This window comes from Microbacterium sp. LMI1-1-1.1, assembly GCF_040815675.1.
Lineage (GTDB): Bacteria > Actinomycetota > Actinomycetes > Actinomycetales > Microbacteriaceae > Microbacterium.
The window spans coordinates 507,426-520,096 of sequence record NZ_JBFPNN010000001.1 but is presented as its reverse complement, the minus strand read 5'-3'; the positions used below and the strand labels follow the sequence as shown (position 1 = coordinate 520,096).

The 12,671-nt window shown below is 71.9% G+C and carries 11 protein-coding genes and 1 tRNA gene; 6 read left to right on the top strand and 6 right to left on the bottom strand.

All coding sequences use genetic code 11. The annotated features are described in order from the left end of the window. The first annotated feature begins 184 nt into the window (after window positions 1–184). Window positions 185–841, top strand: coding sequence for an SIMPL domain-containing protein (locus MRBLMI1_RS02360; protein ID WP_367726534.1), 657 nt, complete (start codon window positions 185–187; stop codon window positions 839–841). Window positions 842–848: 7 nt separating this feature from the next. Here MRBLMI1_RS02360 and smpB read toward each other — a convergent pair whose 3' ends face one another. From smpB to prfB, 4 genes are all read right to left on the bottom strand, one after another. Further along, window positions 849–1,325 (bottom strand): SsrA-binding protein SmpB, encoded by a 477-nt coding sequence (smpB, locus tag MRBLMI1_RS02355; RefSeq protein ID WP_367726533.1) that lies wholly within the window; start codon window positions 1,323–1,325, stop codon window positions 849–851. A gap of 82 nt (window positions 1,326–1,407) precedes the next feature. After that, on the bottom strand, window positions 1,408–2,325 hold the full coding sequence (gene ftsX / locus MRBLMI1_RS02350; RefSeq protein WP_367726532.1) for a permease-like cell division protein FtsX: 918 nt from the start codon (window positions 2,323–2,325) through the stop codon (window positions 1,408–1,410). Then, window positions 2,322–3,461 (bottom strand): cell division ATP-binding protein FtsE, encoded by a 1,140-nt coding sequence (gene ftsE / locus MRBLMI1_RS02345; protein WP_367726531.1) that lies wholly within the window; start codon window positions 3,459–3,461, stop codon window positions 2,322–2,324. Before ftsE ends, ftsX begins: the two co-directional genes overlap by 4 nt. 104 nt (window positions 3,462–3,565) lie before the next feature. Beyond that, window positions 3,566–4,678, bottom strand: coding sequence for a peptide chain release factor 2 (gene prfB, locus MRBLMI1_RS02340; RefSeq protein ID WP_367726530.1), 1,113 nt, complete (start codon window positions 4,676–4,678; stop codon window positions 3,566–3,568). Between the two features lie 70 nt (window positions 4,679–4,748). On the opposite strand from prfB, the gene MRBLMI1_RS02335 reads away from it, so the two are divergent. The 3 genes from MRBLMI1_RS02335 (at window position 4,749) to MRBLMI1_RS02325 (ending at window position 9,198) form a co-directional block, all read left to right on the top strand. Then, entirely contained in the window at window positions 4,749–6,002 is a 1,254-nt protein-coding gene (locus tag MRBLMI1_RS02335) for an MFS transporter (RefSeq protein ID WP_367727546.1), read from the top strand. Window positions 6,003–6,392: 390 nt separating this feature from the next. Beyond that, window positions 6,393–8,189 carry a M20/M25/M40 family metallo-hydrolase gene (locus MRBLMI1_RS02330; RefSeq protein ID WP_367726529.1) on the top strand — a complete coding sequence of 599 codons (1,797 nt, stop codon included), beginning with the start codon at window positions 6,393–6,395 and terminating at the stop codon, window positions 8,187–8,189. A 343-nt stretch (window positions 8,190–8,532) separates the two neighbouring features. After that, window positions 8,533–9,198, top strand: coding sequence for a YoaK family protein (locus MRBLMI1_RS02325; protein ID WP_367726528.1), 666 nt, complete (start codon window positions 8,533–8,535; stop codon window positions 9,196–9,198). 54 nt (window positions 9,199–9,252) lie between these two features. Here MRBLMI1_RS02325 and MRBLMI1_RS02320 read toward each other — a convergent pair whose 3' ends face one another. Further along, window positions 9,253–10,272 (bottom strand): NADPH:quinone reductase, encoded by a 1,020-nt coding sequence (locus tag MRBLMI1_RS02320; RefSeq protein WP_367726527.1) that lies wholly within the window; start codon window positions 10,270–10,272, stop codon window positions 9,253–9,255. A 97-nt stretch (window positions 10,273–10,369) separates the two neighbouring features. On the opposite strand from MRBLMI1_RS02320, the gene MRBLMI1_RS02315 reads away from it, so the two are divergent. Then, window positions 10,370–10,451 (top strand) — tRNA-Leu (locus MRBLMI1_RS02315). A gap of 47 nt (window positions 10,452–10,498) precedes the next feature. After that, window positions 10,499–11,257, top strand: coding sequence for a DedA family protein (locus MRBLMI1_RS02310; protein WP_367727543.1), 759 nt, complete (start codon window positions 10,499–10,501; stop codon window positions 11,255–11,257). Here MRBLMI1_RS02310 and MRBLMI1_RS02305 read toward each other — a convergent pair. Then, window positions 11,254–12,126, bottom strand: a complete 873-nt coding sequence (locus tag MRBLMI1_RS02305; protein ID WP_367726526.1) for a Ku protein — start codon at window positions 12,124–12,126, stop codon at window positions 11,254–11,256. The genes MRBLMI1_RS02310 and MRBLMI1_RS02305 overlap by 4 nt on opposite strands. Window positions 12,127–12,671: the final 545 nt, after the last annotated feature.

Below are 12,671 nucleotides of genomic sequence, written 5' to 3'. Positions count from 1 at the left end.
TGGCCCCGGGGCCACCCTGCGCACCCCGGGGCCACACCGGCACAGGACGCCCGCACAGCGCACCTCCAGCGGTCCCCACCCGGCGCCCCGTTTCCCTCTTCGCGCGTGGCCCCGGGGCCACCCTGCGCGCCCCGGGGCCACCCCGGCACACGAACCCCGCACCCCCGTCGTCTAGGCTCGCCGCATGAGCGACGTCGTGATCACGGTGCGGGGCGAGAGCGAGCGACGGGTCACCGCCGAACAGGCCGTCGTGCGGATCGCCGTCCGTGCGGACGGACCCGAGCGCGGCCCCGTGGTCGAACGGGTGCAGCGGCAGGCCGAGATCGTCCAGGACGGCCTCGTGGCGCATCAGCGGTCCGGGGAGGTGTCCGAGTGGAACAGCGGACGCGCCACCGTCTGGTCCGAGCGCCCGTGGAGCTCCGACGGCGCGCAGCTCCCCCTCGTCCACCACGCGAGCGTCGATGTCAGCGCGACCTTCGTCGACGCGGCGGCCCTGTCGTGGTGGCTGGGGGACGTCGCCGAGTCCGACGACGTGCAGGTCGTCGCCGTCGAGTGGGGTCTCACCCCCGACCTGCGCGCCCGCGTCGAGCGCGAGGTGGCGGCGGATGCCGTGCGAGCAGCGGTCGAGCGGGCGCAGGCGTACGCAGACGCACTCGGGGCGGCATCCATCGTCCCCGTCGAGGTCGCGGACGTCGGGCTCCTCGGCGGGCGCCCCGAGCAGCCGACGCCGTTCGCTGCGCGGGCGATGGCGGCGCACGGGGACGCGGGCCCGGGGTTCAGCCTGCAGCCGGTCGACGTCGTGGTCTCGACCGCAGTCGAGGGACGGTTCCGGGCGAGCTGAGCCGGAGTCAGTCCCCCAGGCGGTTCTTGGTGCGCATGGCCCGCTCGGCCTCGCGCTTGTCCTCGCGCTCACGGATCGTCTGGCGCTTCTCGAACTCGCGTTTGCCCTTCGCGACGGCGATCTCCACCTTGGCGCGGCCGTCGAGGAAGTAGAGCCGCAGCGGCACCAGCGTGTACCCGCCGGCGGCGACCGCGTGGGAGAGCTTGATGATCTCCTCCTTGTGGAGGAGCAGCTTGCGGGTGCGCTTGGCGGAGTGGTTGGTCCAGTGGCCCTGGGAGTACTCCGGGATGTGGACGGCGTCGAGGAACGCCTGACCGCCGTCGATGTAGGCGTAACCATCGGTGAGATTCGCGCGCCCCTGGCGCAGCGACTTCACCTCGGTGCCGGTGAGCACCAGTCCGGCTTCGTACGTCTTCTCGATGGCGTAGTCGTGACGCGCCTTCTTGTTCGACGCGATGAGCTTCTCACCCTGCTCACGAGGCATGGTGCCACCTCCTCATGATCATGGGCACACAGAGCCCTTCAGCTTACCCGATGCCCGCCGGTCCCGGCGCGCACGCGCACGATCAGGTCCGCAGCCAGCGGCGGATCGCGAATCCGGCGCTGAACGCCGCGAGCACCACGCCGATGACGACGATCACGGGGACCACGAGGGCCACGTCCCCTCCGTTCACCCAGGAGGTGATGAAGGTGATGCGGCTGCGCAGATAGTCGTTGACGCCGACGTTGACGATCCCCCACACCGCGACGCTCGCGAGCGCGGAGCCGATGAGCGCCGCCAGCACACCCTCGAGGATGAACGGCGTCTGGATGAACCGGTTGGACGCCCCCACCAGGCGCATGATGCCGAGCTCTCGTCGGCGGGCGTAGGCGGAGAGGCGGATGGTCGTGGCGATGAGCAGCACGGCGGCGATGAGCATCAGTCCGGCGATGCCGATCGCGATGTAGGTCGCCACCGTCAGGGCCTGGAACAACGGCTCCAGGTACTGCATCTGGTCCGCGACCTCCTCGACGCCGGCCTGGCCGCTGAAGGCCTCCAGGATGACGTCGGACTGGCTCTGGTCGACGAGGTTGATGCTGAAGGTGGCGTTGAACTGGTCGGGCGTGACGACCCCGGCGATGTCGGCGGGCAGCTGCCCCTGGGCGTCCGCGTAGACCTCGTCGCTGGTCGCGTAGGTGAAGTTGCGGATGAGGGGCGCCAGCGCCTCCCCCTCGAGGGTCGCCCGCACCGCCTGGATCTGGTCCTCGGTCGCGGCCTGACCGGCGGCGCAGGTGGGCGCGTCCGATACGGTCGCGCACATGAAGACGCCGACCTGGGCACGGTCCTTCCAGTAGTCCTGCATCTTGCCGATCTGCATCTGCATGAGGATCGCGGCACCGACGAAGGTCAGCGAGACGAAGGTCACGAGGATGACCGAGATCACCATCGAGGCGTTGCGCCGGAGGCCCGTGAAGGCCTCCGAGAGGATCAGTCCGAGTCTCATGAGGTCGGTCCCACTTCGTCGCGGTTCTTGCGGTCGCCGAGCCCGAGACGGTCGGCGAGCCCGAGCGCGTCGACATCGGGCGTGGTGACGGGGATGGAGCGGGTGGACGTGCCGGGCTCTCGCGGCTCGGCGGCCGGCTCGGGCCGCTGCGCGTCCGACGCGGGCGCGGGTCGCGTGGTCCGCGGCGCGGCGGTCTCCGCCGACGGACGGTCCTCGGCGGACGGACGCGGCTCGGCGGAGGGACGCGCGTCGGCGGCGGACGTCGGCCGGGGGCCCGCCGCGGTGGCCGGGGCCGGCGTCGGCGCCGGGACGACGCGGGCGGGGACGACAGCGGCATCCAGGGGTCCGGTCGCCCCGTGGGCGACCTCGCGCTGCACCTCGAGGACGGCGGTCAGCGCGGCCACCGCGGCCGCCCCGCGCTCGACCTCGGGGCCCAGACGCGGGAGGCCGGAGGTGTCGCCGTAGCCGCCGCGACGCTCGTCCCGGATGATCTCGCCGCCCTTGAGCTCGATGACGCGGCGCTGCATCTGGTCGACGAACCCGGCCTCGTGCGTGGCCATGACGACGGTCGTGCCGCCGGCGTTGATGCGCGCGAGCAGCTGCATGATGTCGATCGACGTGCCGGGGTCCAGGTTTCCGGTCGGCTCGTCCGCGAGGAGCACCTGCGGACGGTTGACCAGCGCGCGGGCGATCGCGACGCGCTGCTGCTCGCCGCCGGACAACTCGTGCGGCAGACGCTTCTGCTTGCCGTCGAGACCGACGAGCGCGAGCACCTCGGGGACGGCCTGCTGGATGAAGCCGCGCGAGGCACCCGTGACCTGCAGCGTGAACGCGACGTTCTGCGCGACGGTCTTGTTCGGCAGGAGGCGGAAGTCCTGGAACACCGACCCGATGTGGCGCCGGAAGTACGGGACCTTGCGGTTGGACAGGGTGCGCAGGTCGCGCCCGAGGACGACGACGCGTCCCTCGCTGGGCGTCTCGGCCCGCAGGATGAGCTGGAGGCAGGACGACTTCCCCGACCCCGAGGCTCCGACGAGGAAGACGAACTCCCCGCGCTGCACCTCGAAGTCGACCGCGTTCAGCGCGGGCTTCGTGGTGCCGCGATACCGCTTGGTGACATTCTCGAACCGGATCATGGCTCGATGAGCCTAAGCGCGCGTCGCGATACGCCCGTCAGGACGCGCCGTGTCCCCGGGGCCGGACGAAGAATGGATGCCACCCGGTGGCATCCATTCGTCGATCAGTCGTCGTCGTCCTTGCGCTTGCGCCAGCGGATGCCGGCGGCGATCAGGCCGTCGAGGTCGCCGTCGAAGACGACCGCGGGGTTGCCGACCTCGTAGCCGGTGCGGAGGTCCTTGACGAGCTGCTGACCGTAGAGGAAGTAGGAGCGCATCTGGTCGCCCCAGCTCGCGGTGATCGTGCCCGCGAGCTCCTTCTTCTTGGCGGCCTCCTCTTCGCGCTTGAGCAGGAGGAGGCGCGTCTGCAGCACGCGCATGGCGGCGGCGCGGTTCTGGATCTGGGACTTCTCGTTCTGCATCGAGACGACCAGGCCCGTCGGGATGTGCGTGATGCGCACGGCCGAGTCGGTCGTGTTGACCGACTGACCGCCGGGGCCCGACGAGCGGAACACGTCGACGCGGATGTCGTTCTCGGGGACCTCGACCTCGACGGCCTCCTCCATGACGGGGATGACCTCGACCGCGGCGAAGCTCGTCTGCCGCTTGTCGGCGCCGCCGAAGGGGCTGATGCGGGCGAGGCGGTGGGTGCCGGCCTCGACCGAGAGCGTGCCGTAGGCGTAGGGCACGTCGATCTCGAACGTCGCGGACTTGATGCCGGCGCCCTCGGCGTACGACGTGTCCATGACCTTCACGGGGTACTTGTGGCGCTCGGCCCAGCGCAGGTACATGCGCAGCAGCATCTCGGCGAAGTCGGTGGCGTCGTCGCCGCCGGCGCCGGAGCGGATCGTGACGACGGCGGAACGCGCGTCGTACTCCCCGTCGAGGAGGGTCTGCACCTCGAGCTGTCCGATGACGTCCTGCAGCGAGGCGAGCTCGCGGCGGGCCTCCTCGGCGGAGTCCTCGTCGTCCATCTCGTTGGCGAGCTCCACGAGCACCTCGAGGTCGTCGAGCCGCTGCCCGATCTCGGTGATGCGCTTCAGCTCCGCCTGACGGTGGCTGAGACGGCTCGTCACCTTCTGGGCGTTGTCCACGTCGTCCCAGAGGTCGGGGGCACCGGCCTCCTCGCTGAGACGGGCGATGTCGGCGGTGAGTGCATCGACGTCGACCACGGCCTGGATATCGGCGAAGGTCGAGCGCAGAGCCTGGATGTCGGCGGTCAGATCGAGTTCGAGCATTTGAATTCAGCCTATCGTGGAGACGGTGACAGCCGACTCTCCCCGGAACGTGCTGGTGCGCTTCGCGCCGATGATCTACGGCCCCACCCTTCTCTTCGCCGTCGGCGAGGGGGCGGTGATCCCGCTCATCCCGGTGATCGCGGACCGCCTCGGCGCCGACGTCGCCGTCGCGGCCCTCGTCGCCGCCGCGCTCGTCGTCGGGCAGCTGTGCGGCAACATCCCGGCAGGCTGGGCGGTGGCGCGCTTCGGCGAACGCCTCACGATGGGCACCGCGGGCATCGTCGTGCTGCTGGGTCTCGTCGGGATCGTGACGGCGCCGACCCTGGCGCTCTTCGCCGCCGCCGTGTTCCTCATCGGGTTCTGCGCCGCGTGCTTCGCCCTCGCCCGGCACTCGTTCATGACGACGCGCGTCCCCCTGCACTTCCGCGCCCGCGCCCTGTCGCTGCTCGGCGGGACGTTCCGGCTCGGCATGTTCGTCGGTCCGTTCATCTCGGCCGCACTGCTGGGCGTCTTCGGCGACGAGAACGCGTCGGTCGTGTTCTTCGCGGTCTGCCAGGTGGCCATGATCCTGCTGGTGTTCCTCGGCCCCGACCCGGAGCGCGCCGTGGCCGTGCCCGCCGGTCGCGGAGCCCGGGCTCCTGGCATCCCGACCGACGGCGACCGTCCCGCGGAGGGAGAGGACAGCGGCGAGCCCGTCACCGGATCCATCCCGGCCGTGGAGCGCGTCGGCGTCTTCCAGACGATGTGGCGCTCCCGCGGCGTGCTGGCCCGGCTCGGCCTGGCCGCGGCGTCGCTGTCGGCGGTCCGCTCCGCCCGCCAGGTCGTCCTTCCGCTGTGGGGCGTCTCCCTCGGACTCGACGCCTCCACCATCGCGGTCGTCGTCGGCGTGTCCGGCGCCATCGACTTCGCCCTCTTCTACGCCTCCGGTCAGGTCATGGACCGGTTCGGCCGGCTCTGGGCCGCCCTCCCCGCCATGATCCTCATGGGCGCCGGTTTCCTCGCCCTGTCCTTCACGCACGAGCTCGCCTCCGCGCCCATGTGGTATTCGCTCTTCGCCGCGGTGCTCGGCGTCGGCAACGGCCTCTCCAGCGGCATCCTCCTCACCCTCGGCGCCGACATCGCCCCGCCCGCCGAGCCGGCCGCGTTCCTCGGCTCCTGGCGGACCCTGACGGATGCCGGGGGCGCGCTCGCCCCGCTGCTCGTGTCCGCCCTCACCGCCGTCGCCTCGCTGTCGGTCGGCGTGGGCGCCATGGGGGTGATCGCGGTGCTCGGCGCCGCCGGCTTCATCCGGTGGGTGCCGCGGTTCGTCCCCCGCACCCGCTGACGGGGCGGCGCGGCCGGGCGTGACGCGCGCAGCCCGCTGGGCCGTGACGTGGCGCAACCCGCTGACGGGAGCTCCCCCGCGCATTCGCTGGTGGGAGCTCCCCCGCGCACCCGCCCGCGCCGTGTCCGGCCCGGCCGGGCCGTGACTTGGCGCAGATGTACGCCGCACGGGCGCCGGCGCGTGCATTTGCGGCAAGTCAGCGCGGACTCCGGTGCGCGCCGTGGGCGACGGACAGCGGCCGGTGCGCGTGTTTCGGCACCGTAAACATTCCGCCGGCTTCTGGCCATCTCCGGAGATTCCTCGCAGAATCGAACCGCGAACGCTCCCCCGAGCGTCGCGTCATTCCCCCCTGGATGATGCGGGCATCGCTGCCCGCGGAGAGGTGCCTTCGTGCCCCGTCACACCCTGCAATCCCCTCCCCCGCGCGTTCGGCGCGTCTCGGCGGCGCTCGCCGCGGGCGCGCTCGTCGGCGGAGCCCTGATGGTCGGTCCGACGGCCACCGCCGCTGTCGTCCCCGGCGACGTCCCGGCCGACCTCGGGCTCACCGGCGCCGACGTCATGACCCACCTGACCGAGCTCGCGGAGATCTCCGAGTCCTACGCCGCGGACGGCTACCGCGTCTGGAACGGCCCGGGCTACGAGGCCGCGGCCGAGTACGCCGAGCAGGTCCTCGAGGACACCGGCGCGTTCACCGTCTCGCGCCACACGTTCGAGGTGCCCTACTCGGAGTTCGGCGAGGCCTCCCTCACCGTCGACGGCACGACCTACCTCGGATCGCACTTCGACAGCAGCGAGGCCACGGACGGCCCCTACACCGAGGCGCTCTCGCAGCCCGTGTCGGCCGACGGCGCCCACCTCGGCTGCGAGCCGGCGGACTTCGCCGCCGTGCCCGCGGGCTCGATCGTCCTCGTCCAGCGCGGCGTCTGCACCTTCGAGCAGAAGATCGACAACGCCTCGGCCGCCGGCGCCGGCGCGGTCTTCATCTACAACAACGCCCGCCCCGAGGCGGAGGGCGTCGCCCCCGGCGACCAGCTGACCAACGTCGCCTCCGGTCCCCGCGACACCGAGGACTCCCCCGCCGCCACCCTCCCCCAGGCCAGCGGCGAGACCCTCTCCGCGCTCATGGAGGCCGCGCCCGCCGACGCTCCCGTCGAGGGCACCGCCCTCATCGAGAAGGAGTTCCTCGTCGGCGAGACCTTCAACATCATCGCCGACAGCATCGCCGGCGACCCCGAGGACACCGTCGTCATCGGTGCCCACCTCGACGGTGTGGCCGAGGGTCCCGGCGTCAACGACAACGCCTCCGGCTCGGCCGCGATCCTCGCCCTCGCCGAGCGCATCGCGGATGCCGAGGTGCCGAACGACAAGCGGATCCGTCTGGCCCTGTGGGGTGCGGAGGAGATCGGTCTGCTCGGCTCGACGGCCTATGTGGACGACCTCGTGCAGGATGACCCCGCGGAGCTCGCCCGCATCTCGTCGTACCTGAACTACGACATGATCGGCTCTGAGAACTTCACGGTCGGCGTCTACGACGCGAACCGCTCCACGTTCCCCGCTGACGGCGTCACCATCCCGGAGGGGTCGGCCGAGATCGAGCGGATCTACACCGACTACTTCGACGCGATCGACCAGCCGTGGATCGACAGCGAGTACTCGGGACGCTCCGACTACCAGGCGTTCATCGACAACGGCATCCCGTCCGGCGGCCTGTTCTCCGGCGGCGACGACATCAAGACGGAGGAGGAGGCCGCGCTCTTCGGCGGAACCGCGGGCGTCTTCATGGACCGGAACTACCACACCGAGAACGACACCCTCGCGAACGTCAGCCGCGAATCGGTCGACATCTTCTCGCCCGCCATCGGCCACGCCGCCTTCGCCCTGGCGTGGGAGGCCGCGGTCGTCCCGCCGGTGGATCCCTCGCCGGAGCCCACCCCGGGTGACCCGTCGCCCGAGCCCACGCCGGGCGACCCGTCGCCGGAGCCCACGGGAGAGCCCACCGCGGCGCCGAGCCCGACCGCCACGGCCATCCCCGGGGCCGCGGGCGACCGCACCCGCCCCGGTGGCCTCGCGACGACCGGCGCGGACCTGGCCGTCTCGCCCCTGCCCGCGATCGGCATCGGGATGCTCGTCCTCGGCGGCCTCGTCGCCGCCGGCACGACCATCGCCCGCCGCCGCACCCAGGAGTGACGACGGGTCGGTGACACGACGGAGCGCCGGGGCGGAAGTCCCGGCGCTTCGCCGTTCCTGCGGGGCCGAGCCGCCCGCGCGCCCGCGCGCCGCGACCCCCGGGCCGTGAGCTGGCAGCTGTCGTGCCGCGTCGGGCCTTGGGCCGTGAGGTGGCGCAGATGTACGCCGCGGGGGCGCCGGAGCGTACGTTCGCGGCAAGTCAGCGCTGGTTCCGACCCCCGGGGGCCGTGAGGTGGCGCAGATGTACACCGCGGGGGCGCCGGCGCGTACGTCTCCGGCACGCCAGCGCCGCCTGCGACAATCCCGGCATGCAGCTGCACCCCGAGACCCTCGTCGACCGCTCGTGAAAGACGTCGATCGCCGGGCGTTGGGCCTCTCGGCCGTGCTCGCGACGGTGGCCGGATTCGTGGATGCCATCGGGTTCCTCGACAGCGGCGGACTCTTCGTGTCGTTCATGAGCGGCAACTCCACGCACGCCGCCGTCGACCTCGGGGCCGCGGGCGGAGCGGTCGCGCTCACGTCGGCGGCGTTGATCGGCTCGTTCGTCCTCGGCGTCACGGCGGGCGGCCTGGTCGGTGTGCGCGCCCGGCGCGCGCCGCCTTGGATCGTCGCGGGCAGCGCGGTCGCCGTCGCCCTCAGCGCCCTCCTCGCGCTCACCGGCGGCGTCGAGCTGCCAAGACTCGCGCTGCTCGCCGCCGCGATGGGATCCCTGAACACGCTGTTCCCCGCCGAGGGACGCGCCCGCGTGCCGGTCACGTACACCACCGGCACGCTCGTGACCCTCGGTCTCGCCGTGAGCGCGCTGCTCACCGGGGGCTCACGCACCGCGTGGATGCGACCGCTCCTGCTGTGGTCCGCCCTCATCGGCGGCGCGGTCGTGGGCGGGGTGGTCCACCGCATCGGGAGTGCGTCCGCGCTGAGCCTCGCCGCCCTCGCGCTCGCGGGTGCAGCAGCCGTCCTCGCGCGAAGGCGGACATCGAGCGTCCGGCCGCCGCATCGGGCCGGGTGAACATGCGTGCCCGGCCGGGCGACGACGCACCGCCCGGCCGGGTGAAACTGCAGGTCAGTCCGCGACGCGGATGAGCACCTTGCCGGTCGCGCCCTGCTCGACGGCGTCGTGGGCGGCGGCGGTCTCCTCCAGCGGGAACCAGGTCAGCGGCAGCCCCTTCTCCTCACCGACGGACAGCGCGCCGTCGGCCACCGCCGCCGACACGTCCTCGGCCGCGGCCGTCAGCGCGGACTCGCCCACGGTGTAGAGCAGGAGCCCCTGCCAGCGGACGTTCTTCGCGAAGCTCTCCCGCACGGCCGCCGTGAAGGTCGACCCGCCGTTGTCGGCGTAGTACCCGATCGTGCCGTGGTTGGCCACGACCTCCACGTCGAGAGCGGCGTTGTCGGCGATGGCGACCTCGACGATGTGCTCGACGCCGTTCGGCGCCAGTTCCCGGATGCCGTCCGCCAGAGCGTCGCTGGGGTACTGCAGCACGTGGTGGGCGCCCGCCGCCCGGGCCAGAGCCTCCTTCGCGTCGCTGCTCACGGTGGCGATCACCGTCGCTCCCGCCCAGACGGCCAGCTCGATCGCGGCGTGACCGACGGCGCCGGCGCCGCCCTGGACCAGCACCGTCCGGCCGGCGAGAGCACCGGGCGCAAGACGCGTCGGACCGTCCTCGTGGACGGTGAGGGCGCGGTGCGCGGTCATGGCGGGGACGCCGAGGCTGGCGCCGAGCGCGAACGACGCGTCGTCCGGCAGCGGGACGACGCGGGAGGCGGGCAGAACCGCGTACGCGGCGGCGGTGCCGGTCGGGCGCTGGTGCGCCGCGAGGTAGACCCACACCCGCTGGCCGACGGACAGGTCCTCGACGCCGTCGCCGACGGCATCCACTGTTCCCGCCCCGTCCTGGTTCGGCGTGACCTCGTCGAACGGGAGCGGTCGGCCGGTCGTCGCGCGCGCCTTCCAGTCGGTCGGGTTCACGCCGGACACCGTGATGCGCACGCGCACCTCGCCCGGTCCGGGCGCGGGAACGGGACGCTCGACGAGAGTGAGGACGGAGGAGTCGCCGGGCTGGGTGTAGATGATCGCGTTCATACGGAGGACAAGGGAGGACGCGGCGCCGGCATTCCCGCCCGTTGACGGCTCGTTCACACCGAGACGTCGCCCCCGCCCGCTTAGACTGATGCCACTCGCGGGAGTGGTGAAATCGGCAGACACGCAGGATTTAGGTTCCTGTGCCTTCGGGCGTGTGGGTTCAAGTCCCACCTTCCGCACGCGGTCGCCTAGATCCGCACCCTCTCGACCCGACGGGACAGAAGTGATCCATCCCACAGCGCTCATCCCCTGGCTGGATCCGGCCGCGATCATCGACGCCGCAGGACCGTGGGCCCTGCTCGTGGTGTGCCTCATCATCTTCGCCGAGACCGGCCTGCTCGTCGGCTTCCTGCTGCCCGGCGACACGCTGCTGATCATGGCCGGCATTCTGTCGAACCCCGCGACGCACCCGCCGCACGGGGTCTTCGGGGTGAACGTGTGGGTGACCGGCCTGCTCATCGGCCTCGCCGCGTTCCTCGGCGGCGAGGTGGGCTATGTCATCGGCCACAAGGCCGGGCCGGCCATCTTCGAGCGCAAGGAGTCCGGCCTGTTCAGCCGCAAGAACGTCGAGCGCACCAACGCGTTCTTCGTCCGGTTCGGCGGCCTGACCGTGATCCTCGCCCGTTTCGTGCCGATCGTCCGCACCTTCGCGCCGATCGCCGCCGGCGTCGGCCACATGAACAAGTGGACCTACACGCTCTACAACCTCATCGGCGCGGTGCTGTGGGGCTTCGGGCTGACCGTCGCGGGCTACCTGCTGAGCCTGATCCCCGGGGTCGGCGAGTTCGTCGCGGAGTACATCGACGTCATCCTGCTCGCCGCCGTCGTCGGCACGGTCGGCTTCGTCGCGGTGCACTACTTCCGTGAGCGTGCGGCCGCCCGTCGCGACGCCGCCGCCGGCCACGGCGAGGTCACCGAGAACGAGGCCGAGGCCCTCACCCTCGACCCGAAGACGCTCGAGGACGGCGACCAGCGCACCCGCTAGGACGCCTTCGACGCCTTCTTCTTCTTGGCATCCCCGGAGGACTTCTCGTCCTTCTTCGCCGCACCGTCGCCCGATCCGGAGCGCGCCGCGCGGCTGCGTTCGACACTCGCCCGCAGCGCCTCCATGAGGTCGATGACCTCGCCGCCGTCCTCGTCCTCCTGCGTGCCGAACGTGGCGTCGGTGTCGATCGCGTCGCCCTGCTCCAGCTTGGCGTCGATGAGGGTGCGCAGCTCCTGCTGATACTCGTCGGTGAACTCCTCGGGATCGAAGTCCTTCGAGAAGCTGTCGACGAGGGATGCCGACATCTCCAACTCCTTGGCTGAGATCCGCACGCTCTCGTCCAGCGCGGGGAACGCGGCCTCGCGCACCTCGTCCGCCCAGAGGAGGGTCTGCAGCACGAGGACGTCGCCGCGCACCCGCAGTGCCGCGAGGCGGGTCTTCTGCCGCAGCGAGAACCGGACGATGGCGGTGCGGTCCGTCTGCTCGAGCGTCTTGCGGAGGAGCACGTACGCCTTCGGCGAGGAGGAGTCGGGCTCGAGGTAGTACGCCTTGTCGAGGGTCAGCAGGTCGACCTGGTCGCTGGGGACGAACTCGACGACCTCGATCTCGCGGCTGCGCTCGCTGGGGAGCGAGGCCAGATCGTCCTTCGTCAGGACCACGGTCTGCTCGCCGTCGTCATAGGCGCGGTCGATGTCCTGGTACGGCACGACCTCGCCGTCGACCTCGCAGATGCGCTGGTAGCGGATGCGGCCGCCGTCCTTGTTGTGCACCTGGTGCAGGGAGACGTCGTGGTCCTCGGTCGCCGAGTAGACCTTCACCGGCACGTTGACCAGGCCGAAGGTGAGAGCGCCCTTCCAGATCGATCGCATGCGACCAGTGAACACGAAAACCCCAGACGGCCACGAGGCCCTTGCGCCGGCCGTCGGGTGCGGCCCGCCTGCTCGCCGAACTCCTGAGCCGGGGGCGCGCGGGCTGGGCGCCTTCGGCGCGCGCCGGCGCAACTCCTGAGCCGACGGGCGCGCCGGTTGGCGGCGCCTCCGGCGCTCACCCGCCGAACTCCTGAGCCGGTGGCCCCGCCGCCGACGGCGCCTTCGACGCTCACCCGCCCAACTCCTGAAAACCGACCGAACAACGCGAATATGCGGCGAACGGCGGTGCCGCGGCGGCAAAAGTCAGGAGTTCGGCGAGGGGGCGCGCCGCACGAGGCGGCACCCGCGGCCCCGACACTCAGGAGTTCGGCGAGGCGGGCCGGCGCACCAGGCGGCACCCGCGGCCCCGACACTCAGGAGTTCGGCGAGGGGGCGCGCCGCAGTAGGCGGCACCAGCGGCCCCGACACTCAGGAGTTCGGCGAGGGGGCGCGGCGCCCCAAGCGGCACCCGCGGCCCCGACACTCAGGAGTTCGGCGAGGGGGCG

Coding starts and splice junctions, on each gene's coding strand:
- smpB (WP_367726533.1), bottom strand. CDS start 1,325: ATGCCTCGTGAGCAGGGTGAGAAGCTCATCGCGTCGAACAAGAAGGCG.
- MRBLMI1_RS02360 (WP_367726534.1), top strand. CDS start 185: ATGAGCGACGTCGTGATCACGGTGCGGGGCGAGAGCGAGCGACGGGTC.
- ftsX (WP_367726532.1), bottom strand. CDS start 2,325: ATGAGACTCGGACTGATCCTCTCGGAGGCCTTCACGGGCCTCCGGCGC.
- prfB (WP_367726530.1), bottom strand. CDS start 4,678: ATGCTCGAACTCGATCTGACCGCCGACATCCAGGCTCTGCGCTCGACC.
- MRBLMI1_RS02335 (WP_367727546.1), top strand. CDS start 4,749: ATGATCTACGGCCCCACCCTTCTCTTCGCCGTCGGCGAGGGGGCGGTG.
- ftsE (WP_367726531.1), bottom strand. CDS start 3,461: ATGATCCGGTTCGAGAATGTCACCAAGCGGTATCGCGGCACCACGAAG.
- MRBLMI1_RS02305 (WP_367726526.1), bottom strand. CDS start 12,126: ATGCGATCGATCTGGAAGGGCGCTCTCACCTTCGGCCTGGTCAACGTG.
- MRBLMI1_RS02320 (WP_367726527.1), bottom strand. CDS start 10,272: ATGAACGCGATCATCTACACCCAGCCCGGCGACTCCTCCGTCCTCACT.